This window comes from Pelagimonas sp. (assembly GCF_050633425.1).
Lineage (GTDB): Bacteria > Pseudomonadota > Alphaproteobacteria > Rhodobacterales > Rhodobacteraceae > Pelagimonas.
Genome location: NZ_JBOEGM010000008.1, coordinates 371757 through 397685, shown reverse-complemented (window position 1 = coordinate 397685; position 25929 = coordinate 371757). Strand labels below are relative to the sequence as shown.

Below are 25929 nucleotides of genomic sequence, written 5' to 3'. Positions count from 1 at the left end.
TTAGGCGGCTCTTAAATGCAGTGAACTGAATGTATATTCATAGATTCGCCCAGTTTCGTAATAATAGTTAACGATCACGGGGTCTCGTTGAAGGGAACCGAGGTTTCGGCCCCCTTCATTTTTGATCAGCGCAAAAGCGTACCGATTCCAGTTTGCCGGGCAATTTCTGCCTTACCAAAGCTGCACAATTGAGCATCATTCGTGTGATCAACGCCCTTTGCAGCAAGAAACGCCTCTGCTTTTGAACGCATCCGGCGCTTTTCTTTTTTGGAACTGACGTAGTCTTCGATCTCGTCCTTGGAGTAGCCCATCGACAGGGCTTTGTCCTGCAGATCGTTCAATCGGGACAGGGCGCGGAACATACGCGCGTTAATACCATCGCAGGTTTTGCGAATCTCATCTGCAATGGCGATTTCCATCAATTTGTCATCAATTGCTGGCACTTGGCTCAGCGGTGTCTTTGCGGCCAGCGGATGAGCGAGGCACAGGGAAATCAAAACAACGGGAATCAGGCGCATCAACGGCCCTCCTTGGGAACTCATTTACCAAAACATGGTGCCAAGCGCCGTTGATATTCAATATCAGCTGTCTAGATCGTTGAAAATCGGCAGTTTTCCACCAGATTTTCAGACCCGTCTTAGCCTTCGTCGCGACAAGTACCCATAAATGTCAGGGTGTCGTTTTCGACAACCAAGGCATCTGGATCGGTCTGGGGGCCAACCTCCCAATCAATTTCAGAGGTTCCGAAATATTCGATGCAATGCCGAATCCCTTGATGCTCGGCCGCCCCGATCGCGCCTTCCAAGGATTTCGATACAGGCTTTACCGTTGCAACAAAATGCTGGCGATCAGACCGGTTGGCCTTGGCACCACCGCGAAATTGCTGCCCATCAAAGCTTGGATTCTTACCTGTGGAAAGCATGCCCAGTTTTGAGCACCCGGCCATCGCCAAACCCATCATCAAAAAGATTGCGAAACGTCCCATTTCAGACCCCTTGTGCACAACCGCGCGAAAACAAAAATTCGTGCCGTGCCATCACTTTAAACACTTTATTCCAATAAGCCAATTATGTCACTTGGCCACGTCCAGTGTTGCCGCTCGTTGGGCCAGGGTCAAGTCAGGTCTTAAAAACTGGTGAGTTTATGCAAGGCAACCAAAACCAAAGCGATGGCCAAACCGCCAAGAATTGTAACAGGGATTGAGTGCGAAAATCTCATTTTCGGATGAGGGCCTTCGCCTCCGCGAAAACCGCAGGCGCATGTGCAGTCCTTTGGGTACGGATGCCGTTTGCAAACCGGACAAAAGTCCGGGTGCAACTGGTTGCTTGAACCAAAGCCCCGAAACAGCTCAATCCTCCAAACAAAAAAAGAGGGCTCCTTGGCCCTCTTCTAGAACAGAATATGCCCGACAGTTACTCAGCAGCAATCGCGCTTAGCTTTCCCGACTGTTGTGCCTTGATGCGATCTTCGATTTCGCCGCGGAAGTTGCGGATCAAACCTTGGATCGGCCAAGCCGCCGCATCGCCAAGCGCACAAATGGTGTGGCCTTCGACCTGCTTGGTCACGTCCCAAAGCATATCGATCTCTTCAAGATCCGCTTCGCCACGCACCAAACGCTCCATCACGCGCATCATCCAGCCGGTACCTTCGCGACACGGCGTACACTGACCACAGCTTTCGTGCTTATAAAACTTGGCCAAACGCCAGATCGCTTTGATGATATCTGTTTGTTTATCCATGACAATCACCGCCGCTGTGCCAAGGCCAGAGCCAAGTTCACCACGCAGGTAATCGAAATCCATGATCGCGTCTTTCATGTGCTCACCACGCACACAAGGAACAGACGAACCACCGGGAATAACCGCCAAAAGGTTGTCCCACCCGCCGCGAATGCCGCCGCAATGCTTTTCAATCAGCTCTTCAAAGGAAATCGACATTTCCTCTTCGACGACGCAAGGCGTGTTCACATGACCGGAAATCGCGAACAGTTTGGTCCCGGCGTTGTTTTGACGGCCAAAACCGGCAAACCATTCAGGACCACGGCGCAAAATAGTCGGCACAACCGCGATTGATTCGACGTTGTTAACAGTTGTTGGGCAGCCATAAAGACCCGACCCCGCCGGAAATGGCGGCTTCATCCGCGGCATGCCTTTTTTGCCTTCTAGGCTTTCAAGCAAGGCCGTTTCTTCACCGCAAATATAGGCCCCTGCCCCGTGGTGCAAAAACAGGTCAAAGTCCCAGCCGGACCCTGCTGCGTTTTTGCCCAAAAGACCGGCATCATAGGCCTCATCAATTGCAGCCTGCAGCGCTTCCTTTTCACGGATATATTCGCCGCGAATGTAGATATAGCACTTGTTGGCCTGCATCGCGAAAGAGGCAATCAAGCAGCCTTCGATCAGCGTGTGCGGATCGTGACGCATGATTTCACGGTCTTTACAGGTGCCTGGCTCTGATTCGTCAGCATTCACAACAAGGTAAGAGGGACGACCATCGCTTTCCTTAGGCATGAAAGACCATTTCAAACCGGTCGGGAAACCCGCGCCACCGCGACCACGCAGGCCAGAGGCCTTCATTTGGTCGATGATCCAATCACGCCCGTTTTGAATGATCTTGGCCGTGCCATCCCAATGCCCTCGTTTTTGCGCGCCGGCCAATGTGCGGTCGTGCATGCCATAGAGGTTGGTAAAGATGCGATCCTGATCCTGAAGCATAGCCACCCTAATCCTTGTCTTTCTGGCGATCCCGCCAGAGTCCGTAAATCATCCATATCGCCATTGTGAACCCGGCCAAAGCCAAAAGATCAAACAAGACGCGTGTGCGTTGGGTCCAATCCAACGCTTGCCCGAGGGCGGTGGCAGCAATCCAACCAATCGCAACACCGGCAATCACAAGCGAAATCATCCGCCCTTGCCGTGCCTGATTGGTCTTTTCGTCCACCACTGCCCCCTAGGACTTAAACTTTTGCCAGCGTTTGGGCCTGTTTGACCCAAGCATTGCGCGAGGCACGGCCCCGAACGCCAGCGATATTGTCGTCAACCCAAAGGGTCTGAACCTCAGTCCAGGCCGCGATTTGGTCGTAATGATAAATGCCTGCCTCTTGCAAGGCCAAAGCCAGTTTCGGGCCAACACCTTTCAATTGCGTTAGGTCATCCGCCTTGCCATTGCGTGCCGCTTTGAGCAGCGCAGGCTTCTCAGATGTCACCTCGGCGGTCACCGGTTTGGTTTCGCTTGGCTTTGTCTCGAGGGGCTTTGTTTCTGTTGGCTTTGCCGCAACTGGCTTGGCCTTGGCAGGAGCCGCCTTTGTTTCAGCAGGCTTCTTAGCCTCTTTGGGCGCAACAGGTGCGACCTTTTTCACTTCGACAGGCTTAACCGCTTCGGCAACCGGTTTGGCAGGTTTTGGAGCGGCAACGGCTTTGGTCTCTTTGACCTCGGGGGTCTCTTTAACCTTGGGTGCCTTGGCAACAACCTTGGGAGCCACAGCCTTGGCCTTTGGCTCAACCGCTGTGGGAGCTTCGGCCTTCTTCGCCGCCTTCGGAGCAACCTTGGCGATGACTTTCTCTGCAACCACGGTGTCACGGGTCGCAGCCAAATTCAAAGCGCCGAAACTCACGCTCCAGCTTTTCCAGGGCAGATAGGCAAGACGCATCGCGGCTTCGCTTGATTGAGCGGCCAATCGGGTCTGCATCGCCATCATGCGTACAACAGGTGTAAAATCAGGGGTCATAGTCAAAATTGGGGTCGTCTTGGTCACGTTTTCGCTCCAAACTTTAGCAGGCGCGGACCATTCCGCGCTGTTGCAGCCCCGTTCCTCCCCAACGTTGCTAAGTCACGCCTTGCATACTGCAGCGCAGCACGCAAGACATAGTGGTGTCGCAGGGCCTTAGTAGACCCCGCCTTTATCGACGCGTTTGGAGAATTCAGTTTCCCCTCCCGCCGCCAAAATCTTGGCCTGTTCGACCCAATTGTCACGGGTCACACGGCCCTTGAACCCAACCAAATTGGCATTGGCCCAAGCAACTTCATCTTCGCTCCAGGCCGCGATCTGGCTGAAATGATAAATCCCCAAACTGTGGCACACTTTTTCAAGCTTGGGACCGATGCCTTTGATTTCTTTTAGGTTATCGGGACCGCCCTCTTGAGGCGCGTCCAGCAAGGATGGTTTCGACCCTTCGTCGGTTCCTTCCTTAACGCCATCGCCGTCAAAGTCTGGACCAAGGTCTTTTTCAGCCGAGGCCGTTACCGACGTGTCTTGAGCGCGAGCGACTGGTTCAGCTTCCGGCGCAACTTTGTTGGTCGCGGCGACCACAGGCTCTTGTGCGTCCGCAGCAGCTTTGTCGCCACCTTCGTATCGCCAAGTGCCTTTACGGCCAGCAAGCTCTTCTTGTCCTGGCAATGCCGTAGACGGTTTCATCACCGGTGCCGCTGCGACGTCTCCGGTTTCATCGGAGGTTGCAGGTTCAGGCGCGGTCTCTTTTGACGCATTGGCATTTTCAGTTCGATCCGCGTCGGCGTCCGCCGAAGAAGCATCGCCTGCGACAGAACCAGCCCCGTCTGACGCGGCTTCTGACGCGCTGTCTGACTCCGTGCCGTCGTAACGCCACTCGCCTTTGCGCTCAGCCAAATCGGCTTCACCCGCTAAGGCCGTTGTGGGTTTTACAGCGTCATTTTGCTCCGCTTCGGGATGAACCTCGGCCTGTGCTGTGTCATCACCTTTGGCCGACGCCTCTGTCGAAACAACATCAGCCGTGTCTGCAGGCTTGGGTGTCGACACAGGCGCACCGTTCGCGGCGGCCGCAGGGGCAGTACTCGCCGCGCTGGTCGCAGGGGATGCACTTGCACCGCTGACACCATCCGTCGCCTCGGAAGCCAGACTGCTAGCCCCGATCGCAGGGACATCCGCACAAAAGAGCCAGTTGAACAACCACCCCAACAGCACCGCTGCCAAGATTCCAAGCACAAGCCCTGCAAAAATGCCTTTACCAGCAACTGCAATCGCCATAAGCGCGACAAACGCCCCTATGACCCCAGCAGCCGTCCAGCATTTGACCGAGCAACTTTGTCCGCCATTTGCGTTGTTCATTCCCTAACTCCCTATCCGCGTATCAGTGACACCTAATCTTTATAGATGTCATCCTTTTTTGCACGGGTAGCAAATTCGGTTTCTTCCCCGGAAGCAAGGGTTTTGGCTTGGCCGACCCAATTGTCACGCGTTGCGCGCCCCTTAAACCCTTCTAGGTTTTGATCCACCCAGGCCAGTTCCTGACCGGTCCAGGCTGCAACCTGGTCAAAGTGATAGAAGCCCATGGAATTCAAAAGCTTTTCAAGCTTAGGACCAACACCTTTAATCAACTTAAGATCGTCTGCGCCACCGTCACGGGCCGCCTCCAAAGTCGCTGGTTTGTCGTCCTCAGACACAGTTTCGGCATCGCCCGAGACATTGGTCGTAACTGCGGCTTTGGCGTCGGTTTCAGGCGCGGCTTCGGCTTTATCGCCGCCCTCATACCGCCATTCGCCCTTGCGCTCAGCCAAATCCGCCTGTCCGGGAAGCTCCTTAGAGGGCTTCAAAGCCGGGGCTGTTTCGCCGGAATCCGCCGCAGTGTCAGCAGCCGGTGTATCTTTTGGCGCCGCCGCAATAGGCGTGGCCGTGTCGTCATTGGCGGCTTGGGAGGCCAAAGCCACGGCTGAGGCTGCGCCGCCATTGGACTGATCTTCCCAACCTTGGACCAGAGCCACTTCCGTCCCGTCGATACGCTTGATTGTGTCGCCAATATCATCTGCCAACTGGGCAGAGGCGTTCAGCTTGATCGAACCATTTACAAATTCGGTGAGCGAGGTAATGCCGGATTCAGGTTCAGCAGCGAAACGGCCGTTTTGTGGGCCGACCGACGGAACCTTGCCCGCAGCCATATCCTCCAAAAGCTGACCAAGTTTTTCGGCCGTCAGGTCTTCGTAATAGTCTTTGCCGATCTGAGCCATCGGTGCGTTGGTGCACGCGCCCAAGCATTCAACTTCTTCCCAGCTGAATTTGCCATCCGCCGACAAGGCATGCGGCTTTTCAGCGATCTTCTCTTTACAGACCGCCATCAGATCTTCTGCTCCGCAAATCATGCAAGACAGGGTGCCACAGATTTGAATATGCGCAACAGAACCAACCGGTTGCAATTGGAACATAAAGTAAAAAGACGCCACTTCGAGCGCGCGAATGTAGGCCATACCCAACATGTCAGCGACATATTCAATCGCTGGACGTGTCAACCAGCTCTCTTGTTCCTGCGCGCGCCACAACAGCGGGATAATCGCGCTGGCCTGACGGCCTTCGGGGTATTTGGTGACCTGATTTTGCGCCCACGCCAAATTAGCCGGGGTGAATTCAAAGCTTTCAGGTTGCTCAGAGTGCAAACGACGCAGCATATCTTTGGTCTTTCGGTTGGCTATCCGGGCAAATGACAACGCCCGGTGACTGTTTGTTTTCATGCCACGGCAGCACAATGGCCCCGTGGCGGAATTCTAATTACGCCTCTTGCGGGGCGCAGGCTCCGGTGACGAGGCGCACGCCGCCCCCTTCCAAAGCAACAACTTCTTCGGTCTGCAATTTGTACTGACCAACCTCGACGATTTTTTCGCGGGTCAAACCTGTCTGCAACTCAACCGGCAAATAATCAGATTCCCCGACCAGATCGCAGCCGATCGACGCAACCGCCGCATCATAGGCCAGCAAATCTTCGTCGGTGACATCCTTGGGAGGCATCACACAGGCCGATGTCAGGGCCAAAACAGCAAGAGCAGGAACAAGTTTCTTCATCAATCAGGCCTTTCTGCGCGGTCATTTCAGATCTATCCCTGTCAGGGTCCGAAATCTGTTGGTCAGGCAGTGTTGGTTACTCGGTCAAAGGATAAGCGGCCAGACAGCCAGCCGCTTGGTGGTTTATCTATCGATTTCGCCGAACACGACATCCATGGTGCCAATGATCGCAGCAACGTCGGCCAATTGGTGGCCCTTGGCGACGTGGTCCATTGATTGCAGGTGCAAGAACCCCGGCGCGCGCAACTTGGCGCGATAGGGTTTGTTGCTGCCATCGGCGACCATATAGACGCCGAATTCACCCTTGGGCGCTTCGACAGCGGCGTAAACTTCACCAGCAGGCACTTTGAACCCTTCGGTGTAGAGCTTGAAGTGATGGATCAAGCTTTCCATCGAGGTTTTCATGTCACTGCGCTTAGGCGGTGTCAGCTTGCCACGGGCCAAGACATCGCCCTGCCCCTCTGGCGCGCGCAGTTTTTCAATGGCTTGCAAGATGATCGAGGTCGACTGGCGCATCTCTTCCATACGGACGAGATAGCGATCATAACAATCGCCGTTTTTGCCAACGGGCACTTGGAATTCAAACTCGTCATAGCATTCATAAGGCTGCGAACGGCGTAGATCCCACGCGAGGCCAGAGCCACGCACCATGACACCAGAATAGCCCCAATCGAGGATTTCCTGTTCGTTTACAACGCCAATGTCACAGTTCCGCTGTTTGAAAATCCTGTTCTCAGTCAGCAGACCATCAATATCGTCAAGCACGTTCGGGAAATGATCGGCCCATTCGATGATGTCATCCAAGAGCGCCTCTGGCAAATCCTGATGCACACCGCCGGGACGGAAGTAGTTGGCGTGAAGACGGGCACCACAGGCACGCTCATAAAAGATCATGAGCTTTTCGCGTTCTTCAAAACCCCAGAGCGGCGGTGTCAGCGCACCAACGTCCATCGCTTGGGTTGTCACGTTCAGCAGGTGGTTCAACACCCGGCCAATTTCGCTAAACAACACGCGGATCAAGGAGCCCCGGCGTGGAACCTCAACACCAGTCAGCTTTTCAATCGCCATGCACCAGGCATGTTCCTGATTCATCGGGGCCACGTAATCGAGGCGATCCAGATAAGGCAGGTTTTGCAAATACGTCCGGCTCTCCATGAGCTTTTCCGTACCGCGGTGCAGCAAACCGATATGCGGGTCTGCGCGTTCAACAATTTCACCATCCAGCTCAAGCACCATGCGCAACACGCCGTGTGCCGCCGGGTGCTGAGGCCCGAAGTTGATGTTGAAATTGCGGATTTTCTGTTCGCCGTTCAGGGCGTCATCGAAACCTTTGGAGCCGTCCATTTAGTTGGCCTCCTTATTCTGAACCGGAGAGGAAAATGCCACGATCCATATTAGGATCGGCACAGTAACCGGGATTAGTGTTATCAAAGCCAGCGGTGCCGGATAGCCGTATCTCGGCAACATCTTCCAAAATGGAACAACCAGAACCAAGAGAAGAAGATTAGAAAGGAGAAAGTAAAACTGTTGCTGGCTGCTCATGCCATCTGTGTAGACGTATACAAATACGCCCCAGATGCCCAATCCAACCAAGCCAAACAGCTTATCCATCAACCTTTGGCCTCTTCCTGCTTCTCATCACCGGGCAGCACGTATTGCGCACCTTCCCATGGCGACATGAAATCAAACTGGCGGTATTCCTGAACCAGCGACACGGGTTCGTATACCACGCGCTTCAGCTCTTCGTCATAGCGCACTTCGGTGTAGCCCGTGGTTGGGAAATCCTTGCGCAGCGGATGACCGCGGAAACCGTAATCCGTCAGCAAACGGCGCAGATCCGGGTGGCCCGAGAACAAGATGCCGTACATGTCAAATGTCTCACGCTCAAACCAATTGGCCGAGGGGTGCACATCAACAATCGACGGAACCATTTCGTCTTCGCGCACCGACAGGCGTAGGCGAATGCGGTGGTTTTGATACATCGACAAGAAGTGATAAACCACGTCAAACCGCTTGGTCCGATCCGGGTAATCGACACCCGACAAATCAACCAGAGTTGAGAATTTGCAGTTTGGATCGGTTTTCAGGAACTCAACGAAACCTTTGATATTGGCCGGAGCCACATCAATGTTGAGCTCACCATAGGCGACATCCCAACCCAAAACGCAATCAGGGCGTTTGGCTTCGATCAATGCGCCGAGTTCGTTCAGTGCTTCACTCATCGTACAAGAGTCCCCGTCCGGCGAATTTTCTTTTGCAGCGCCATCAGACCATAGAGCAACGCCTCAGCCGTGGGCGGGCAGCCCGGCACATAGACGTCAACCGGCACGATGCGATCACAACCACGCACAACCGAATAGCTGTAGTGATAGTAACCACCACCATTGGCACAAGAGCCCATGGAAATCACATAGCGCGGCTCTGGCATCTGGTCATAAACCTTGCGCAGCGCCGGGGCCATTTTGTTGGTGAGCGTACCGGCCACGATCATCAAGTCAGACTGACGTGGGCTGGCGCGTGGGGCAATGCCATAACGCTCAGCGTCGTAACGCGGCATAGAGGTGTGCATCATCTCAACCGCACAACAGGCCAACCCAAAGGTCATCCAGTGCAGCGAGCCGGTGCGCGCCCAGTTAATGATGTCTTCCGTCGAGGTCAGCAGGAAACCTTTGTCCTGCAACTCGCGGTTGATGGCCTGAGTGGCGACTTCTTTGTCCGCGCCAACCTGGGTCCCTGTCATCACTCCCATTCGAGCGCCCCTTTCTTCCATTCGTAAGCAAATCCGGCTGTCAGTACCGCCAAGAAGACCATCATTGACCAAAAGCCCACCATCGAAATGTCCTTAAAGGCCACGGCCCATGGGAACAGGAAGGCGATTTCCAGGTCAAATATGATGAACAAAATCGCAACGAGGTAGAAACGGACATCGAATTTCATGCGAGCATCATCGAACGCGTTAAACCCGCATTCGTAGGCTGATACTTTTTCCGGGTCTGGATTGCGCACCGCAATCAGAATCGCAGCGAATAGAAAAACAAGACCAATGAGTACGGCAATTGCCGTAAAGACGAGGATGGGAAGGTATTCCCGCAGCATCTCTTCCACGAGGCGGCTCCTTCTGAGGCGCGAAAACGCGCAAATCGGTTCAGGCATGCCTTAGCCCTATGGGCAGGCAGGGTCAACAAGGCGGGTAGATATTCAATAGAATGAAATCAACCGTAAACAGACCTGCATATTGATGAAATTTGTTTGGATTTCATATATTTGCCCTCTATTTGGCCCAAAGTCGTGTTGCGCAGCAATTTATCAAGCCGCGCGCTTGGGTCGCGGAATCATTTGGCTGATCAGCAGCTTGGCTCATGTGTCCCCGGCGGTGGCGATCATCACATGGGCTGCCAAGCCCGCCATAACCAGCATGATTGGCCCCCAAACAGCGCGTTCTTTCTTGGAGGGGGTGATCCAGTTCAAAATCGCGCTGATCGTCATAACAACAAGGGCAATCCAACCGGTTCGGCGCGGCCAATCAAGGCCCGGAAACCCTGCAACAGACACAATGGCCGCCCCACAAAACAACAGTATGGGAATCGATATCGCCGCGATGAGGCGGCCACGGGCCGGTAAAGCGCCTTTGACTTGTCCGCCTTGGGTGAATTCGCCCAGAGGCGCGCCAGCAATCAAAGCAATTTGAAAGAAAATGATAGCAACACAGCCGGTTGCAAAAAGATGAGCTATCTGAACAGTCATAATGAGGCACCCCTAACGTGACACACAGACTTGCAGCAGAGTCATTGCGCAAAATGTGGTGCAATGACTTTGCTGAAGGCATGGGTTTGCCTGCAAGATACGTCTGGGGTCACCGGTGGGCAATATCTGTCCGCAACCTTGCGAAAATGCCGCCCGAATTCACAAGGCGTGCCCCGAATGCCAAGAAAAGCATCCCAAGACAGGCGCCCAAGACGGGCAGCAAGGCTTTGGCCCGTAATCCAAGGCTTTGTCAGGGCGATGAAATCGTTAAGATATCCAGGCGGGTTTGCGTTTGTCGAAAAACGCACTGATACCCTCTTGGGCCTCTGCGCCTGACCAGCAATCGACAAGACCTTGAATCGTCTGGTCAATCACCTCTTCGGTGATCGGAATCCCCAGCCAACGCGTAAAGCGCTTGGCCTCGGCCACAGCCCCCGGCGCAACGGACAGATACGGAGCAACTTCGGCCTCAACAGCGGCATCCAAATCATCCTGAGGCACCGCTTTGGCAAGCAGGCCAAGCGTCACGGCTTCGTCGGCCTTAAAAATGCGCGCCGACATAAACACCCGACGGGCCATTGCCTCGCCCAACCGCGCCAAAACATAGGGGCCGATGGTGGCCGGGATCAGGCCCAGTTTCGTTTCCGTCAGGCCGAATTTCGCCGTCTCCACCCCGACGGCCACATCACAGACCGAAACCATGCCAACCCCGCCGCCAAAGGCTTGGCCCTGAATTCGGCCAATCAGGGGTTTGGGCATTTCGTTCAACGCCTTGAGCATCATGGCAAGCTTCTTAGCCTCAACAAAGCGCGTCTCCGGGTCGGCGGCCATTTGGTCTTGCATCCAACGCAAATCGCCTCCGGCACAAAAACTGCGCCCTGCCCCGGTCAAGATCACAACACGCACGCTGTCATCTGCGCCCAATTGCGCGGCAGCTTGGGTCAGCTCGGCAATCATCTGCGCTGACATGGCATTATGTTTGTCAGCCCGGTTCAACGTCAGCGTTGCCACGCCGCGCGCATCGGTTTGAATATCAATGGTTTCGAACATTTATGCCTCTCCCCGCATGGCCCTGGCCATCTGCGCCGCCTCGTTTAGAATCTCCCGCACGAGACCGGTCTCAAACCCAAGCTCAAGCACGCGATCATGCACGGCTTCGGTGGCCACGTTCCCCGCCGCACCCGGCGCATATGGACAGCCGCCAAGCCCGCCGACCGCCGCATCGAACACCCGCAACCCCTTGTCCAAGGCAACCTCGATATTCGCGAGCGCCATACCACCCGTATCATGGAAATGCCCGGCCAGCTTGTCCGCTGGCATCTCTTGCAAAACGGCGTCGAGCATAACGGCCACGGCCTCAGGTTTGCCACGCCCGATCGTGTCGCCAAGGGACACTTCGTAACAGCCCATATCGCGCAACGCTGCGACAACCCGCGCCACCGCCTTTGGGTCGACGGCCCCGTCATAGGGGCATTCGACGACGCATGACACATAACCGCGCACCGGCAAAGCCGCAGATTTGGCGGCATCTGCAACAGGCTTAAACCGCTCAAGGCTTTCGGCAATCGTTGCGTTGATATTGGCCTTGCTGAAGCCTTCGGACGCCGAGCCAAAAATGGCGACCTCATCGGCTTTGGCCGCAATGGCGTTTTCCAACCCCTTCATATTCGGCGTCAACGCTGCATAGGAAATCCCGTCGGTCCGGGTGATACCCGCTAAGACATCGGCGCTGTCGGCCATTTGCGGCACCCATTTGGGGCTGACAAAACTGGCGCATTCGATGCGTGTGAACCCAGCGCGGCTGAGACAATCAACCAAGGCCACCTTGTCAGCCGTGGGAATTTGCCGCTTTTCGTTTTGCAGCCCGTCGCGCGGGCCGACCTCAAAAATGTCAACGCGTTTGGTCATGTGTTATGCCTCTGGGACTGGGTAAAAACCCTTGTCATAAAAAGTCTGTTCACCTTCGCGTGCGCAGGTGCGTTGATGCGATGGCATCGCTTCCATCCGGGCCTTGTAGGCTTGCAGTTTCGGGAACTCATCCAGTGGCACAAAATACGGCACCGCAAAGAGATTAAAGCCCATCATCACGTCCGCACCGGAAAACCCACCGGGCAAAAGCCAATCGTGATCACCCATGCGCGCCTCGAGGCCCATCATGGCTGCGCGCAATCGGGCAACTGTCAGTTTGACGACAACGGGGCTTGGTTTCGCAGGCGGACGCAGGAAGACCATCTGCAAATTGAGGTTTTCAATCAGGCTGGCTATGGTTTCCGAAAAATGGATCCATTGCAGGTAATCAGGACGCTCACGATCCCCCGGTGCCCGACCCAAATCGGGCGCATAGGTTTCAATCAAATATTCCATGATCGCCCCGGATTCGGCCATTTCAAGCCCGTCGATTTCGATCGCCGGAATGCGCACCGCCGGAGAAACCTTGGGCAAATCGCCTTCGCGCATCGCCTTGGAGCCGATTTGGTACGGGATGACCTCAAGCGGACCCAGCGTTTTTTCGAGGCCGATCTCTTCGATCAGCCATAAAATGCGAAAGGACCGACCGTATTGGACGTGATGCAGTCTTATCATGGAACGGCCCTCCCCGGCCAATCGCTTATTCCGCGTCGTCTTCTAGCCGGATCAAGGGGGCCCCGGCTTCGACCTGATCACCATCCGCCACCAAGACTTCGGCAATCACTCCGTCTCGCCCCGCAACCATTGTGTGTTCCATCTTCATCGCTTCCAGCACCGCAAGGCGGTCGCCCTCGGCCACGGCTTGACCGGCAGAAACATGTACCGACACCACCCGCCCCGGCATTGGGGCCAATGTCAGGGTCGCATCCGCCCCACCACCCGTGTCACGATCGAGCGGGTCGATTACCCGGTAGGCACGCCCATAATCGGCAAAAATCGTGATCTGATCACCCGATACGGCGTGTGCGTCACCGCGTTTGCCATCAAGCTCCCAATCCGCCCCAACGCGACGGGCTTGGACAGACAGGTCGTCACATGTCACACGACACTCGCCCTGACCGCGCATTTCGATGGTGATGTCCCGGCGCTCTCCTGCCTCATCGAGCTGAAGGCTGCGTTTGAGAGGCTGCCAGAGCGTGAACCCTGCGTCCTGCGTGCCCAAATCCCAAAGACCGGCCGCAATCAGAGCGGCCTGCGCCAAGGCTTGGGCATTTGCGCCCGGTTGTTCAACAAGTGCCTCCAGATTGCGCGCAATCAGACCGGTATCCACCTCACCGCGGCCAAAGCCATCATGTTCGGCCAAGGCACCAAGGAAGGACAGGTTGGTCACCGTGCCCGCCACATGCGTTTCACGCAACCCGCGTGCCAATTGGCGCAGGGCGACGGCGCGGGTGGGACCATGCACAATCACCTTAGCGATCATCGGATCGTAATGGGGGCTGATCTCATCACCGGATCGAACGCCACTGTCAGCACGCACACCGTCTGGAAAGGCCAAATGCGCCAAACGCCCCGTGGCGGGCAAGAAGCCGGCGGGCACGTCTTCGGCGTAAAGCCGCGCTTCAAAGGCATGGCCCGTGATTGACAGCTCATCTTGTTGCGCAGGCAGGCTTTCACCCGAGGCAACACGGATTTGCCATTCGACCAGATCAACACCGGTGATCAGCTCAGAAACCGGATGTTCCACCTGCAACCGTGTGTTCATTTCCATGAACCAAAACCCATCGGCACGCAGCCCATCGGAACCATCCACGATAAACTCAACCGTACCAGCCCCCTTGTAGCCAATCGCTTCAGCGGCGCGAACGGCGGCATCCCCCATGGCCTGGCGCACATCAGCAGGCATATCGGGGGCCGGAGCCTCTTCGATCACTTTCTGATGGCGGCGTTGCAGCGAACAATCACGTTCAAACAGATGCACCGCCTTGGTGCCATCGCCAAAGACCTGTACTTCGATGTGGCGCGGTTTTTGGATGTATTTTTCAATCAAAACATGGTCGTTGCCAAAGGCAGTGCGCGCCTCGGACTTGGCGCTTTCCAAAGCGTCAATGAAATCCTTGGGGTGCTCGACAAGACGCATGCCTTTGCCGCCCCCCCCCGCAACCGCTTTGATCAACACCGGATAACCAATACCACTGGCTTCGACTTCGAGATGTCCGGGGTCTTGGTCTTCGCCCATATAACCCGGTACAATTGGCACGCCGGCCTCTTGCATCAGCTTTTTGGCAGCATCCTTGAGGCCCATAGAACGGATGGCATGCGCCGATGGGCCAACAAAAGTCAGGCCAGCGGCCTCAACAGCGTCAACGAAATCAGGGTTTTCTGACAAAAAACCATAGCCGGGGTGGATAAGTTGTGCCCCTGTGTCCTTGGCCGCCGCGATGATTGCATCACCGCGCAGATAGCTCGCGGCCGGAGCGGCTTGACCAATACAAACGGCCATATCTGCCAGGGCAACATGTTTGGACCCAGCATCAACATCGGAGTGCACAGCAACCGTCCGAAGGCCCATCTTGCGGGCTGACTCGATGACGCGACAGGCGATTTCGCCGCGATTTGCGATCAGGATTGTATCAATCATCAGCTGTCATCCTTATCGAAGTTGGACATGTGGATGGTTTTTGGGGGATGGAAGGGGCGAAACGGTGCGGACAGACGAAATGTGCCAAGCGAAAACCAAAGCCCATGTTACATACGGAACACGCCGAAACGTGTCTCCTCGATTGGGGCATTGAGCGATGCGCGCAGCGACAAGGCAAGAGTCTGACGAGACTTGCGCGGATCAATGATGCCATCATCCCAAAGCCGGGCCGAAGCATAAAGAGGATGCGCTTGCTTTTCGAACATCTCGATTGTCGGACGTTTGAACTCAGCCTCGTCCTCGGCGGACCATGTGCCGCCTTTGCGTTCGATCCCATCACGCTTGACCGTGGCCAAAACGCCAGCGGCCTGTTCGCCGCCCATAACGCTGATCCGGCTGTTGGGCCATGTCCACAGGAAGCGCGGCTGATAAGCGCGGCCAGACATGCCGTAATTGCCGGCCCCGAAACTTCCGCCAACAAGCATGGTGATTTTGGGGACATTGGTGGTGGCAACAGCCGTTACCATTTTGGCACCGTGGCGGGCGATACCTTCGTTTTCATACTTGCGGCCCACCATAAACCCGGTGATGTTTTGCAAGAAAACCAACGGGATGCCGCGCTGTGAGCACAGTTCAACAAAATGCGCGCCCTTTTGGGCCGCTTCTGAGAAAAGCACGCCGTTATTGGCGATGATGCCGACCGGCATGCCCATCACATGTGCGAACCCGGTGACCAAAGTTTCGCCGAAACGCGCTTTGAATTCGTCAAAGCGTGACCCGTCGACCATCCGGGCAATGACTTCGCGGATGTCATAAGGCGTGCGCAGATCACCTGGAACTACACCCAGTATTTCATCGGGATCATAGGCGGGATCTTCAGGAGATTGCATATTGACCAACGCGCCGCGAACCGGACCAAGATTGCCAACCGCGCGACGGGCCAATGCCAAGGCATGACTGTCATCTTCGGCAAGATAATCGGCAACACCTGAAAGACGGGTATGCACGTCGCCACCGCCGAGGTCTTCTGAGGTAACAACCTCCCCGGTCGCCGCTTTGACGAGCGGGGGACCAGCGAGAAAAATCGTGCCTTGTTCTTTGACGATGATCGTCACATCGGACATCGCAGGCACATAGGCCCCACCTGCCGTGCAAGACCCCATAACCACAGCGATCTGCGCGATACCCTTGGCAGACATCCGCGCCTGATTATAGAAAATCCGACCAAAATGATCACGGTCCGGAAAAACCTCGTCTTGGTTGGGGAGGTTCGCCCCGCCACTATCAACGAGGTACACACAGGGCAGATGGTTCTCCTCTGCGATTTCCTGAGCGCGAAGGTGCTTCTTTACGGTCATCGGATAGTAAGTCCCGCCCTTAACCGTCGCATCGTTGCACACAACCATAACCTGTCGACCTTGAACCTGACCAATGCCTGCAATCACGCCAGCACAGGGGGCCGCATTGTCATACAACCCATGTGCCGCCGTTGCGCCAACTTCGAGAAACGGCGAACCGGGGTCCAAGAGATTTGCCACACGATCGCGTGGCAGCATTTTTCCACGGCTGACATGACGATCACGAGACCGCTCACCGCCGCCTGCAGAGGCCATTTCGGCGGCCTCTCTTATTTCAGAAAGCGCGTCCAGATGGGCGGCCTGGTTGGATTTGAATTGCTCCGAAGACGCAATGGCTTGGGATTGAAGCTTCATGTAGCCTCCTGCTCATTCGAGGAATATGTTAGCGCCTCAGCAGCGGCGCGCGCTTTGAGGTCTTTGCGGATCACTTTACCGGTGACGGTCATTGGCAACTCATCAACAAAGCTGATTTCTCTGGGGTAAGAATAGTTTGCAAGGCGATCTTTGACCCATGCTTGAAGATCCGTTTCCAAAAGGTTAACACCTTGTTTTTGAACGATATAAGCCTTGACGATTTCGGTGCGGATCGGATCCGGTTTTCCCACGACACCAACCGTGGCAACGCCGGGATGGGTCAAAAGACAGTCTTCAATTTCTGCCGGGCCGATACGATAACCCGCCGAAGTGATGACATCATCCTCACGACCAACAAATCGCAAATACCCGTTTTCCAGAATACCGCGATCCCCCATAAGCATCCACTCACCCCGGAATTTGGCGTTCGTCTCACTTGGGTTTTGCCAATATTCCAATAACATAGAAGGTGCACCGCGATGAATGGCGATGTCGCCTTCCTTTTCGGTTCTGCACCCGTCATCGTCGATAACGGCCACATCAAATCCGGGTACAGCCTTACCAATTGATCCGGGTTGCGCGGCAAAGAGCGTATTGCAGGCACTGGCCACCATGTTGCATTCGGTCTGGCCGTAAAACTCATTGATCGTGACACCAAGGGCACGACGCCCCCACGCCAGCATCTCAGAGCCCAAGGGCTCTCCACCACTCGCAACAGTTCTCAGACCTTGAATACTGGCGTTATCAGCCCTCAACATCCGCAGGGCCGTAGGTGGAAAAAATACATTTTTTACATTGGCTTGTTCTATAATCTTCAAGCACTCTGCCACGTTGAATCGAGCCATGCGGGCCGCAACGACCGGGACACCAAGGGCTAGACCTGGCATCAAGACATCAAACAGGCCGCCGATCCACGCCCAATCTGCAGGTGTCCAGAGAACATCACCCTCCAGGCCTATGAAATCATGGCTCATTTCCACACCAGGCAGATGCCCGTTCAAAACACGATGAGCGTGCAAAGCGCCTTTGGGCTTTCCGGTCGTTCCAGAGGTATAGATCAAAACCGCAGGGTCTTCGGGCTGGGTTTGAACCATAGGCTGCGGAACGGCTGGTTTGAGATGTTCCTGACAGACTATTTCGATATCAAATGGCCCAAGAAGACCCGCCCCTTCTTGATCCGAAACAATGACTTGCGCGCCGGAGTTATCAAGACGTGACGCCAATGCGTCCTGCCGGAACAACTTGAACAAAGGCACCGAAATCGCACCCAATCTCCAAATCGCAATATGAGCCGCTGCACAAAGGGGCGACTGCCCCAGCAACACTCCGACCCGGTCCCCTGGGCGCACCGATCGGACCTTGAGCGCTGCTTGAACTTGCCAGCTAAGATGTTGAAGATCTTGGTAAGACACGTCACGCCGTGACTCACCGGATAGGTCGATTATCGCAACCCTGTTTGGATCTTGTGCCGCCCAATCGTCACACACCTGAGTAGCCATGTTCAATTGCTCCGGAACCTCGTTCCGAATAGCGGCCCGAAGGGCGTCATATGACATCCCACGCGGCAACATCAGTCGCCCCAAGATTCCCCAAGCAAAACAGCTTGTTCTGCGGTGGCATACATCAAACAGTTTAAGGTCGCGGGCCCGCCGCCGGTGCCTCCGCCCCACTGGCTGCGCTCAAAATCGCATTTGGCATCCCGAAACGGAATCCACGCGCGTTGCATTTGTTTAAGGGCCTGTGCCTGCGATGGGCCAAAGCCTTCATTCGCCGCGTCATTTTGCTTGGAGACAGCCATACGTTGTTTGTAATTGACGTTCAAAAGCCGATCCCAGAATTGCAATTCTGCATCCAGACAGCCGCTTTCGCCATAGGTTGAAAACCCACCGGGCGTGTCTTGCATGCACTGCAACGCCGAAAGGCCGACACAATCCAGAAACGGCCGATCACTCTGGAGGCAGGCATCGGTCGCGTAATCTGAATAGGTCAAATCCTGCGCGATTACGGGGCTTGCAAGCATGGTGAAAATGAAAGTCAAATAACGCATTGGGGGCTCCAAATAGCGATGAATTGGGCCAGGCTCCCTGCCCGACCCGCACGGATCAGAGCATTTTGCCCATCAATTCGCGCCCAACCAGCATGCGGCGAATTTCGCTTGTGCCAGCCCCAATTTCCATCAATTTGGCATCGCGGAATAGTCGCCCAACAGCGGCATCAGCCAAGAAACCCGCGCCGCCAAGCGCCTGTACCGCCTGATGCGCCTGCACCATCGCCTGTTCAGAGGCATACAAACAACACGCCGCGGCGTCCTGACGAGTGACTGTGCCGCGATCACACGCGCGTGCGACCTCATAGACATACGCCCGCGCCGAGTTCATCGCCGTGTACATATCGGCAATTTTTCCCTGCATAAGCTGGAAATTCCCAATCGGCTGACCGAACTGCTTGCGTTCGGCCATATAGGGCATGACCTCATCCATACAGGCGGCCATGATCCCGGTGCCAATGCCCGCCAAAACCACGCGTTCATAATCAAGGCCAGACATCAAAACGCGGACACCCTTACCCTCTTCGCCAAGGATGTTTTCAAACGGGACTTCCACGTTTTCAAAGATCAACTCTGCCGTGTTGGACCCGCGCATGCCCATCTTGTCAAAATGCGGACTGGTCGAGAAACCTGCCATGTCTTTTTCGACAATAAAGGCCGTGATGCCCTTGGATCCTGCATCTGGATCCGTCTTGGCATAGACGACCAACGTATCGGCATCCGGGCCGTTGGTAATCCAGTACTTATTGCCGTTCAATACAAAGCGATCATTGCGTTTTTCCGCTCGCAATTTCATCGACACAACATCAGACCCGGCACCAGGTTCCGACATCGCCAAGGCCCCAACGTGATCCCCCGAAAGCAGGCGCGGCAGGTATTTTTGACGCTGTTCGTCGGTGCCGTTCAACTTGATCTGATTCACGCATAGGTTGGAATGCGCCCCATAGGACAAGGAAACCGACGCGCTCGCACGGGCGATCTCTTCGATTGCGATCACATGGGCCAAATAGGACATCTCTGCCCCACCGAATTTTTCTGGAACGGTGATCCCGAGCAGGCCCAGTTCGCCCATTTCGGTCCAAAGTTCATTGGGAAATGAATTTGAGCTGTCGATCTCGGCCGCCATCGGCTTGACCCGTTCTTGCGCCCATTTGTGCACCATATCACGCAGTGCATTTACATCTTCACCCAGATCAAAAGTCATGCTGGCCAGAAACATGTCGGGGCGCCTCCTCGCGCTTATTGAACACCTGTTCATTTATTACACAGATTTAATGAGTCGGGTCAAGCGCGTCGAAACCGCATGTTGAAACGGAGCACCGCAAACCATCAATTGACATATGCTATTCTCTGAGCCGACCTCACCCGTTGAGGTGCAAAATATCAATAAAGTGAGATACTTGCGAGACATAGGGCACGACTTAAGCAAGCACGTCTACTTAAATGACAGCTGTCATTTGATGGTTCATTTCGCTGGATTTAAGCAGGCAATAGAGGATGAGATTTTGTCACAACCGCCCGACACCACGACGCTAGGCCCTTAGCGAACAGCGTTTCAGCCATGCCGAAACGCGTGGGGACAAAGATGTCTGTGACCCGTATTATGAACCGGTCCGCTCATCGCGATAAACACTAGCGTGCATTCCAAGCACACACGAAACAAGAAACACGCCCAAAGCGTTTTCCGCACAATAGGTTAGACCGACATTCATGGCTGATATTACAGTGTAAACATCACAGAGATTGCCACACCGCGCTGACTTCACCCCTGATAATTCGCGCGATCAGAGCACAATCATCACGAGAAAACGTGAGAGGCAGACGCATATCAACGATTCCGCTCAACACCCTGTCGCTGGCAGGCATGCGGTCCGCCTGCGCATAACGCCAACTGTCGTACCGAGACGTAAAACCCGCTGGCTCTGCGCCACCAAACCACTTCAACTCAACCCCGCGTTTCGCGCAGCGCGCGATCACATCGGTCACGGCATCTGTCGGCCAATCCAACAGCAGAAACTGGATCGATGATCCAACGGGCCGCGCACGATCGTCACGTGGCACCAAAGCCAGTCCGGGCGTGTCTGCCAAACCCGCTTCGACCACTTCGTAACGCTCGTTCCAACGTGCCACTTGCGTTTCCAAATCTCGCAACTGCGGGCGCAGGATGGCTGCTCGCAAATTGTCCATTCGGCCTGACACATTGGGCGTGGTGTATTTTACGCGTTCGAAAACCTCAGGCTCCGGGGCCGCGAGATGCCGTTCATATAACATGTATGACCCAGACAGCATGATCGCCCGTGCCGCGACCTCTTCGTCATCTGTGACAAGAAAGCCGCCTTCGCCCGCGTTCACATGTTTGTAGGTCTGCACGGAATAACAGCCTATTAACCCCTGACGCCCGGACGGAACACCGCGCCAAAGAGCCCCCATTGTGTGGGCGCAATCTTCAATCACCTTGACCCCCGCCGCGCTGCACATCGCGATCAAACGATCCATGTCACACAAATGACCGCGCATATGCGACAACATCAGAACCTGGGCCTGCCCCAGTTTGGCTTCGAGATCGTCCAGATCAATCACCAACGCCTCTGTGACACCGACAAATACCGGTTTTGCGCCAAGACTGGCAATTGCACCGGGGACCGGCGCCAGTGTGAAGGCATTGGTTAAAACCGCATCGCCCGGCTGCACCCCCACGGCACGCAATGAACAGGCCAGCGCATAGCCACCGGAGGCCACCGCGACGCAGTATTTTGCTCCGGTTTGCGCAGCAAATTCCTGTTCCAATAAGGCCGCCTGAGAGAGTTCCCCCTCGACCACGTTGTAACGGTGCAAACGCCCATGCTGCAAAACCTCAAGCGCTGCATCAATCCCGTCCTGAGGAATGGCTTCTTGCTGTGTGAAACTGCCGGTGAAGTGTTCAGTCATAAGGTTTCCTTGGTCACAAATGCGAAGCCTCGCCCAAATACTCGCCCAAATATAGGCGGTAATCCGCGAATGTTTCAGGTCGTTTGCGGCATGGTTAGGTCAATTTCAGCCAATTAAGCGCATGATTTCGGGATGCAACTCATCGAAATGATCAATCACACTTTCGGGGTTGAGCGGACGAACGTCTTCGCCCCCCACCGCAAATGTCACCAAAATCGACGGCACCCCTGCATTGGCAGCGGTCTTTCTATCGGTTTCGGAATCGCCCACCAGCAACGACGCGTCGCGCCGCCCGCCACAATGATCAACTGCCGCCCAATACGGCGCAACATCCGGCTTGCGGGTCGCCAAAGTATCGGCTCCAATCATTGAGCCAAACAAATCACGGACCCCAAGACTGCGAAGTAGTTTCTCTGCCAAAGCCTCGGGTTTGTTCGTACAGACACCAAGCGCATAACCCTTGCTCAGCAGTTTTTCGACCGCTTGAACCGCGCCAGGATACATGTGGGTATGCACATCAATCGCATCGTCATAAGCGGCAAGCAATTCGGGATACCATTTATCGACGGTCTGCTCTGACAGCAGGCCCGCGCGGCCAAGCCCGAGTGACAACATCGCCCGCCCCCCACGCACCGCTGTGCCCGCGTCACCCAAAGGATCAAGACGCTCTTCTATCTGCATGGCCGCAAAGCAATGATTGGCTGCGGCGATCAAATCGCCGCTGGTATCGGCCAGCGTCCCATCAAGGTCGAAAATCACACAGCGCTTCATGGCCCTACCCTTTTGTCATATCCAGAAACCAAGCGTGACCAGTCTCTGCTTGCCCTATTTGACCAAAGCGATAAAACGGCGGCAAGCAAAAGACAAATGGGATTGAATTTTTGAGCATTGCTTTGATCGTTCTTGCCGCAGGCAAGGGAACCCGTATGCAATCGGACCTTCCAAAAGTTTTACACCGCATCGCCCATGCTCCCATGTTGTGGCACGCCATGCGCGCCGGATCGGTGCTCGAGCCAGAGCATCGCATCGTTGTCGCGGGACATGGTGCCGATTTGGTCGAAGCATCAGCCAAAGAGTTTGACCCCGAAACCAAGGTCGTTTTGCAGACCGAACAACTCGGAACGGCGCATGCGGTCGCACAGGCTAAGCCAGCACTCGAAGGGTTCGACGGCGATGCCATTGTGCTATACGGCGACACGCCCTTTATCCGCGAAGAAACACTAGAAGCGATGGCCGCAGCGCGTTCGGAACATGATGTGGTGGTTTTGGGCTTTAAGGCGAATGACCCTGGTCGCTACGGACGGCTTGTGACGGATGGCGAAGAGCTGATGCGGATCGTCGAATTCAAGGATGCATCACCTCAAGAACGCAACATAACACTCTGTAACTCTGGGGTTATTGCCGCAAATTCCGACATCCTCTTTGAACTTATCGACAGCGTCGAAAACAAAAACGCCTCCGGTGAATACTACCTCACCGACATCGTCGCCATTGCCCGCGCGCGCGGGCTTAGCGCAACGGTTGTGCGCTGCGACCAAGCTGAAACACTTGGGGTGAACTCGCGGACAGAATTGAGCGCCGCTGAGGCACTGTTCCAGACCAAGGCCCGCGCGGACTTGATGGAAAATGGTGTCTCGTTTCTGGCACCGGACAGCGTTTATTTGGCTTGGGATACGGTCATCGGCCGCGATGCTGAGATTGAGCAAAACGTTGTGTTTGGTCCAGATGTGACGGTGGAATCGGGCGCACGTATTCGGGCGTTTTCCCACCTTGAAGGGGCACATGTGAGCCGCGGCGCGATTGTTGGCCCCTATGCCAGATTGCGCCCCGGCGCGGAACTGGCTGAAAACACCCATGTTGGCAATTTCGTTGAGATTAAAAACGCTCAGCTTCGCGAAGGCGCAAAGGCCAATCATCTCACCTATATTGGCGATGCGGAAATCGGCGAAAAAACAAATATTGGGGCGGGCACCATCACCTGTAACTATGACGGCGTCTTTAAGCATAAAACAATTGTTGGAAAACAAGCCTTTATTGGCTCAAACACAATGCTGGTTGCCCCGGTCACAATTGGAAACGACGCGATGACCGGCAGCGGATCGGTGATCACCGAAGATGTTCCAGACGGTGCACTGGCCCTTGGGCGTGCCAAACAGATGACCAAACCAGGCTTCGCCACCAAATTATTTGCCATGCTTCGTGCCAAAAAGGCCAAAAAGCTGGCTCAAAACGACTGATTTCGAATGACCTTGCAGATTTGCAAACCTATTGAAAGGACTTAGCCATGTGCGGGATTGTAGGTGTTCTAGGAACCCACGAAGTGGCCCCCATCTTGGTCGACGCGCTGCGTCGATTGGAATATCGGGGATATGATAGTGCAGGTATTGCAACCATAAATAACGGCACGTTGGACCGACGGCGCGCCGTTGGAAAACTCGTTAACCTGTCTGATTTGCTGGTCCACGAACCGCTGGCCGGTAAGTCGGGCATTGGACACACCCGGTGGGCAACCCATGGGGCACCAACAACGGCCAACGCACACCCACATCGTGCGGGCAATGTGGCTGTGGTGCACAACGGTATTATTGAAAATTACAAGGAATTGCGCGCAGAGTTGTCGGAAGTGGGAATTGAACCCCAAACAGATACCGACACAGAAACAATTGCCCTGCTAACACAACATGTTATGGCTCAAGGCAAAAGTGCAACTGAAGCCGCGATAGAGACCCTTGCCAGACTGGAAGGAGCCTTTGCACTGGCCTTTTTGTTTGATGGCGAAGACGATCTTATGATTGCAGCTCGCAAGGGATCGCCCCTCGCAATTGGCCATGGTGACGGTGAGATGTATGTTGGGTCGGACGCCTTTGCATTGGCCCCAATGACTGACCAAATCACCTATCTGGAAGAGGGTGACAGCGCGATTATCACCCGCAACAGCCTTGAAATACGAGACGAAGCGGGCCGGTTGGTCAACCGAGAGAAGAAAACTATCCAAGTGGATGCAGCCCGTGTCGATAAGGGGTCTTACAAACACTACATGGCCAAGGAAATCGCGGAACAGCCGTCGGTGCTGTCTGCGGCTTTGTCGGCATATGTGACGGAACATGGCATTGCCCTGCCCGACCCCGGCATTGATTTCACCAAGATTGACCGCTTGGTTATGGTGGCTTGCGGTACGGCCTATTACGCCTGTTTCACGGCAAAATACTGGTTCGAACAATTGGCCGGCATCCCGGTGGAGGTCGATATTGCGTCGGAATTTCGCTACCGCGAACCTCCGATTTCGCCACGAACGGCCGCATTATTTGTGAGCCAATCCGGCGAAACTGCAGATACCTTGGCCGCCTTGCGGTATTGCGAAGGTAAGGTTGATAAAATCTATTCGGTCGTGAATGTGCAGGAAAGCTCGATCGCTCGTGAAAGCGATCTGGCCCTCCCGATCCATGCCGGTGCGGAAATCGGTGTTGCTTCAACCAAAGCCTTCACCTGCCAGCTTAACGTGTTGCTTTTACTTGCCTTGAAGGCCGCAGTGGAACGTGGCCAACTCTCTCAGGACCGGCTGGAAACCATCCTCAATGACCTGAGATCGCTCCCTGGGACGTTCAACGCAGCACTTGATCGTGACAGTGATTTTTCCAAGGTTTCCAATAGGCTGGCCGAAGCACGTGATGTGCTGTTCCTTGGCCGGGGCTTGATGTACCCGCTCGCCCTTGAGGGGGCGCTAAAACTAAAAGAAATCAGCTATATACACGCAGAAGCTTATGCGTCAGGCGAACTCAAGCATGGGCCGATTGCCCTGATTGACAAACACGTTCCTGTTGTGGTTTTCGCGCCCAAAGATTCCCTGTTTGAAAAGACAGTTTCAAACATGCAGGAGGTCATGGCGCGCGGAGGCAAGGTGCTTTTGGTCACGGATAGCGCCGGTGCTGACGCCGCCGGTGCCGATGCTTGGCGTACGATCGTTATGCCACAAGTGTCCGAAATTTTGTCTCCACTGCTCTACGCTTTGCCCGCGCAGCTGTTGGCCTATCACACCGCAGTCGCCAAGGGGACGGATGTCGATCAACCGCGCAATCTGGCAAAATCCGTAACCGTTGAATAATCTCATGACTATTCGCGGTGCCAAGGCCTGACCGAAGTACACAAG

The 25929-nt window shown here is 55.1% G+C and carries 26 protein-coding genes; 2 read left to right on the top strand and 24 right to left on the bottom strand.

From position 1 onward, the window contains the following. Positions 1–125: 125 nt before the first annotated feature. The 24 genes from ACRBB0_RS07480 to ACRBB0_RS07365 form a co-directional block, all read right to left on the bottom strand. Entirely contained in the window at positions 126–518 is a 393-nt protein-coding gene (locus ACRBB0_RS07480; RefSeq protein WP_431373784.1) for a DUF5333 domain-containing protein, read from the bottom strand. A gap of 119 nt (positions 519–637) precedes the next feature. Continuing rightward, a complete protein-coding gene (locus ACRBB0_RS07475; RefSeq protein ID WP_431373783.1) occupies positions 638–985 on the bottom strand; it encodes a hypothetical protein in 348 nt (115 codons plus the stop codon). A gap of 427 nt (positions 986–1412) precedes the next feature. Continuing rightward, the gene (gene nuoF / locus ACRBB0_RS07470; RefSeq protein ID WP_431373782.1) at positions 1413–2711 is read right to left on the bottom strand and encodes an NADH-quinone oxidoreductase subunit NuoF; all 1299 of its coding nucleotides are present in this window, start codon (positions 2709–2711) and stop codon (positions 1413–1415) included. Positions 2712–2718: 7 nt separating this feature from the next. Next, complete coding sequence (locus ACRBB0_RS07465) at positions 2719–2937, bottom strand: DUF5337 domain-containing protein (RefSeq protein ID WP_431373781.1); 219 nt, start codon at positions 2935–2937, stop codon at positions 2719–2721. Between the two features lie 16 nt (positions 2938–2953). Further along, positions 2954–3751, bottom strand: a complete 798-nt coding sequence (locus tag ACRBB0_RS07460; protein WP_431373780.1) for a hypothetical protein — start codon at positions 3749–3751, stop codon at positions 2954–2956. 129 nt (positions 3752–3880) lie between these two features. Further along, on the bottom strand, positions 3881–5080 hold the full coding sequence (locus ACRBB0_RS07455) for a hypothetical protein (RefSeq protein WP_431373779.1): 1200 nt from the start codon (positions 5078–5080) through the stop codon (positions 3881–3883). A gap of 32 nt (positions 5081–5112) precedes the next feature. Further along, the gene (locus ACRBB0_RS07450) at positions 5113–6411 is read right to left on the bottom strand and encodes an NADH-quinone oxidoreductase subunit E (protein ID WP_431373778.1); all 1299 of its coding nucleotides are present in this window, start codon (positions 6409–6411) and stop codon (positions 5113–5115) included. Between the two features lie 100 nt (positions 6412–6511). Then, complete coding sequence (locus ACRBB0_RS07445; protein ID WP_431373777.1) at positions 6512–6802, bottom strand: hypothetical protein; 291 nt, start codon at positions 6800–6802, stop codon at positions 6512–6514. 123 nt (positions 6803–6925) lie between these two features. Continuing rightward, positions 6926–8146: an NADH-quinone oxidoreductase subunit D gene (locus tag ACRBB0_RS07440; RefSeq protein ID WP_431373776.1), complete on the bottom strand. Its 1221-nt coding sequence runs from the start codon at positions 8144–8146 to the stop codon at positions 6926–6928. Continuing rightward, on the bottom strand, positions 8147–8413 hold the full coding sequence (locus ACRBB0_RS07435) for a hypothetical protein (protein ID WP_431373775.1): 267 nt from the start codon (positions 8411–8413) through the stop codon (positions 8147–8149). Continuing rightward, on the bottom strand, positions 8413–9024 hold the full coding sequence (locus ACRBB0_RS07430) for an NADH-quinone oxidoreductase subunit C (protein WP_431373774.1): 612 nt from the start codon (positions 9022–9024) through the stop codon (positions 8413–8415). Before ACRBB0_RS07430 ends, ACRBB0_RS07435 begins: the two co-directional genes overlap by 1 nt. Then, on the bottom strand, positions 9021–9551 hold the full coding sequence (locus ACRBB0_RS07425) for a NuoB/complex I 20 kDa subunit family protein (protein ID WP_299927428.1): 531 nt from the start codon (positions 9549–9551) through the stop codon (positions 9021–9023). Before ACRBB0_RS07425 ends, ACRBB0_RS07430 begins: the two co-directional genes overlap by 4 nt. Further along, positions 9542–9907, bottom strand: a complete 366-nt coding sequence (locus tag ACRBB0_RS07420; protein ID WP_431373773.1) for an NADH-quinone oxidoreductase subunit A — start codon at positions 9905–9907, stop codon at positions 9542–9544. The genes ACRBB0_RS07425 and ACRBB0_RS07420 overlap by 10 nt, the downstream gene beginning before the upstream one ends. A gap of 252 nt (positions 9908–10159) precedes the next feature. Next, entirely contained in the window at positions 10160–10546 is a 387-nt protein-coding gene (locus ACRBB0_RS07415) for a hypothetical protein (protein ID WP_431373772.1), read from the bottom strand. A 267-nt stretch (positions 10547–10813) separates the two neighbouring features. Next, on the bottom strand, positions 10814–11596 hold the full coding sequence (locus tag ACRBB0_RS07410; protein ID WP_431373771.1) for a crotonase/enoyl-CoA hydratase family protein: 783 nt from the start codon (positions 11594–11596) through the stop codon (positions 10814–10816). After that, positions 11597–12454, bottom strand: coding sequence for a hydroxymethylglutaryl-CoA lyase (locus ACRBB0_RS07405; RefSeq protein WP_431373770.1), 858 nt, complete (start codon positions 12452–12454; stop codon positions 11597–11599). Between the two features lie 3 nt (positions 12455–12457). Next, positions 12458–13129: a glutathione S-transferase family protein gene (locus ACRBB0_RS07400; protein WP_431373769.1), complete on the bottom strand. Its 672-nt coding sequence runs from the start codon at positions 13127–13129 to the stop codon at positions 12458–12460. A 25-nt stretch (positions 13130–13154) separates the two neighbouring features. Beyond that, on the bottom strand, positions 13155–15095 hold the full coding sequence (locus tag ACRBB0_RS07395) for an acetyl/propionyl/methylcrotonyl-CoA carboxylase subunit alpha (RefSeq protein ID WP_431373768.1): 1941 nt from the start codon (positions 15093–15095) through the stop codon (positions 13155–13157). Positions 15096–15202: 107 nt separating this feature from the next. Further along, positions 15203–16807, bottom strand: coding sequence for a carboxyl transferase domain-containing protein (locus ACRBB0_RS07390; protein ID WP_431373767.1), 1605 nt, complete (start codon positions 16805–16807; stop codon positions 15203–15205). Next, positions 16804–18378, bottom strand: coding sequence for an AMP-binding protein (locus tag ACRBB0_RS07385; protein ID WP_431373766.1), 1575 nt, complete (start codon positions 18376–18378; stop codon positions 16804–16806). Before ACRBB0_RS07385 ends, ACRBB0_RS07390 begins: the two co-directional genes overlap by 4 nt. Further along, positions 18378–18854 carry a lysozyme inhibitor LprI family protein gene (locus tag ACRBB0_RS07380; protein WP_431373765.1) on the bottom strand — a complete coding sequence of 159 codons (477 nt, stop codon included), beginning with the start codon at positions 18852–18854 and terminating at the stop codon, positions 18378–18380. Before ACRBB0_RS07380 ends, ACRBB0_RS07385 begins: the two co-directional genes overlap by 1 nt. Positions 18855–18909: 55 nt before the next feature. Then, positions 18910–20073 (bottom strand): isovaleryl-CoA dehydrogenase, encoded by a 1164-nt coding sequence (locus ACRBB0_RS07375; RefSeq protein WP_431373764.1) that lies wholly within the window; start codon positions 20071–20073, stop codon positions 18910–18912. A 515-nt stretch (positions 20074–20588) separates the two neighbouring features. Then, positions 20589–21782, bottom strand: coding sequence for a DegT/DnrJ/EryC1/StrS family aminotransferase (locus ACRBB0_RS07370; RefSeq protein WP_431373763.1), 1194 nt, complete (start codon positions 21780–21782; stop codon positions 20589–20591). A gap of 105 nt (positions 21783–21887) precedes the next feature. Beyond that, positions 21888–22553 carry an HAD-IA family hydrolase gene (locus ACRBB0_RS07365; protein WP_431373762.1) on the bottom strand — a complete coding sequence of 222 codons (666 nt, stop codon included), beginning with the start codon at positions 22551–22553 and terminating at the stop codon, positions 21888–21890. A 110-nt stretch (positions 22554–22663) separates the two neighbouring features. Between ACRBB0_RS07365 and glmU the strand changes: the two genes are divergently transcribed. Together glmU and glmS are read left to right on the top strand one after the other, a co-directional pair. Beyond that, on the top strand, positions 22664–24019 hold the full coding sequence (glmU, locus tag ACRBB0_RS07360; RefSeq protein ID WP_431373761.1) for a bifunctional UDP-N-acetylglucosamine diphosphorylase/glucosamine-1-phosphate N-acetyltransferase GlmU: 1356 nt from the start codon (positions 22664–22666) through the stop codon (positions 24017–24019). A 47-nt stretch (positions 24020–24066) separates the two neighbouring features. Beyond that, positions 24067–25884 carry a glutamine--fructose-6-phosphate transaminase (isomerizing) gene (gene glmS, locus ACRBB0_RS07355; RefSeq protein WP_431373760.1) on the top strand — a complete coding sequence of 606 codons (1818 nt, stop codon included), beginning with the start codon at positions 24067–24069 and terminating at the stop codon, positions 25882–25884. Positions 25885–25929 lie beyond the last annotated feature (45 nt).

What these genes read in the sequence shown, in the direction of transcription:
- ACRBB0_RS07480 (WP_431373784.1), bottom strand. Translation starts at nt 518, where the DNA reads ATGCGCCTGATTCCCGTTGTTTTGATTTCCCTGTGCCTCGCTCATCCG.
- ACRBB0_RS07475 (WP_431373783.1), bottom strand. Translation starts at nt 985, where the DNA reads ATGGGACGTTTCGCAATCTTTTTGATGATGGGTTTGGCGATGGCCGGG.
- nuoF (WP_431373782.1), bottom strand. Translation starts at nt 2,711, where the DNA reads ATGCTTCAGGATCAGGATCGCATCTTTACCAACCTCTATGGCATGCAC.
- ACRBB0_RS07455 (WP_431373779.1), bottom strand. Translation starts at nt 5,080, where the DNA reads ATGAACAACGCAAATGGCGGACAAAGTTGCTCGGTCAAATGCTGGACG.
- ACRBB0_RS07450 (WP_431373778.1), bottom strand. Translation starts at nt 6,411, where the DNA reads ATGCTGCGTCGTTTGCACTCTGAGCAACCTGAAAGCTTTGAATTCACC.
- ACRBB0_RS07445 (WP_431373777.1), bottom strand. Translation starts at nt 6,802, where the DNA reads ATGAAGAAACTTGTTCCTGCTCTTGCTGTTTTGGCCCTGACATCGGCC.
- ACRBB0_RS07440 (WP_431373776.1), bottom strand. Translation starts at nt 8,146, where the DNA reads ATGGACGGCTCCAAAGGTTTCGATGACGCCCTGAACGGCGAACAGAAA.
- ACRBB0_RS07435 (WP_431373775.1), bottom strand. Translation starts at nt 8,413, where the DNA reads ATGGATAAGCTGTTTGGCTTGGTTGGATTGGGCATCTGGGGCGTATTT.
- ACRBB0_RS07430 (WP_431373774.1), bottom strand. Translation starts at nt 9,024, where the DNA reads ATGAGTGAAGCACTGAACGAACTCGGCGCATTGATCGAAGCCAAACGC.
- ACRBB0_RS07425 (WP_299927428.1), bottom strand. Translation starts at nt 9,551, where the DNA reads ATGGGAGTGATGACAGGGACCCAGGTTGGCGCGGACAAAGAAGTCGCC.
- ACRBB0_RS07415 (WP_431373772.1), bottom strand. Translation starts at nt 10,546, where the DNA reads ATGACTGTTCAGATAGCTCATCTTTTTGCAACCGGCTGTGTTGCTATC.
- ACRBB0_RS07410 (WP_431373771.1), bottom strand. Translation starts at nt 11,596, where the DNA reads ATGTTCGAAACCATTGATATTCAAACCGATGCGCGCGGCGTGGCAACG.
- ACRBB0_RS07405 (WP_431373770.1), bottom strand. Translation starts at nt 12,454, where the DNA reads ATGACCAAACGCGTTGACATTTTTGAGGTCGGCCCGCGCGACGGGCTG.
- ACRBB0_RS07400 (WP_431373769.1), bottom strand. Translation starts at nt 13,129, where the DNA reads ATGATAAGACTGCATCACGTCCAATACGGTCGGTCCTTTCGCATTTTA.
- ACRBB0_RS07395 (WP_431373768.1), bottom strand. Translation starts at nt 15,095, where the DNA reads ATGATTGATACAATCCTGATCGCAAATCGCGGCGAAATCGCCTGTCGC.
- ACRBB0_RS07390 (WP_431373767.1), bottom strand. Translation starts at nt 16,807, where the DNA reads ATGAAGCTTCAATCCCAAGCCATTGCGTCTTCGGAGCAATTCAAATCC.
- ACRBB0_RS07385 (WP_431373766.1), bottom strand. Translation starts at nt 18,378, where the DNA reads ATGTTGCCGCGTGGGATGTCATATGACGCCCTTCGGGCCGCTATTCGG.
- ACRBB0_RS07380 (WP_431373765.1), bottom strand. Translation starts at nt 18,854, where the DNA reads ATGCGTTATTTGACTTTCATTTTCACCATGCTTGCAAGCCCCGTAATC.
- ACRBB0_RS07375 (WP_431373764.1), bottom strand. Translation starts at nt 20,073, where the DNA reads ATGTTTCTGGCCAGCATGACTTTTGATCTGGGTGAAGATGTAAATGCA.
- ACRBB0_RS07370 (WP_431373763.1), bottom strand. Translation starts at nt 21,782, where the DNA reads ATGACTGAACACTTCACCGGCAGTTTCACACAGCAAGAAGCCATTCCT.
- ACRBB0_RS07365 (WP_431373762.1), bottom strand. Translation starts at nt 22,553, where the DNA reads ATGAAGCGCTGTGTGATTTTCGACCTTGATGGGACGCTGGCCGATACC.
- glmS (WP_431373760.1), top strand. Translation starts at nt 24,067, where the DNA reads ATGTGCGGGATTGTAGGTGTTCTAGGAACCCACGAAGTGGCCCCCATC.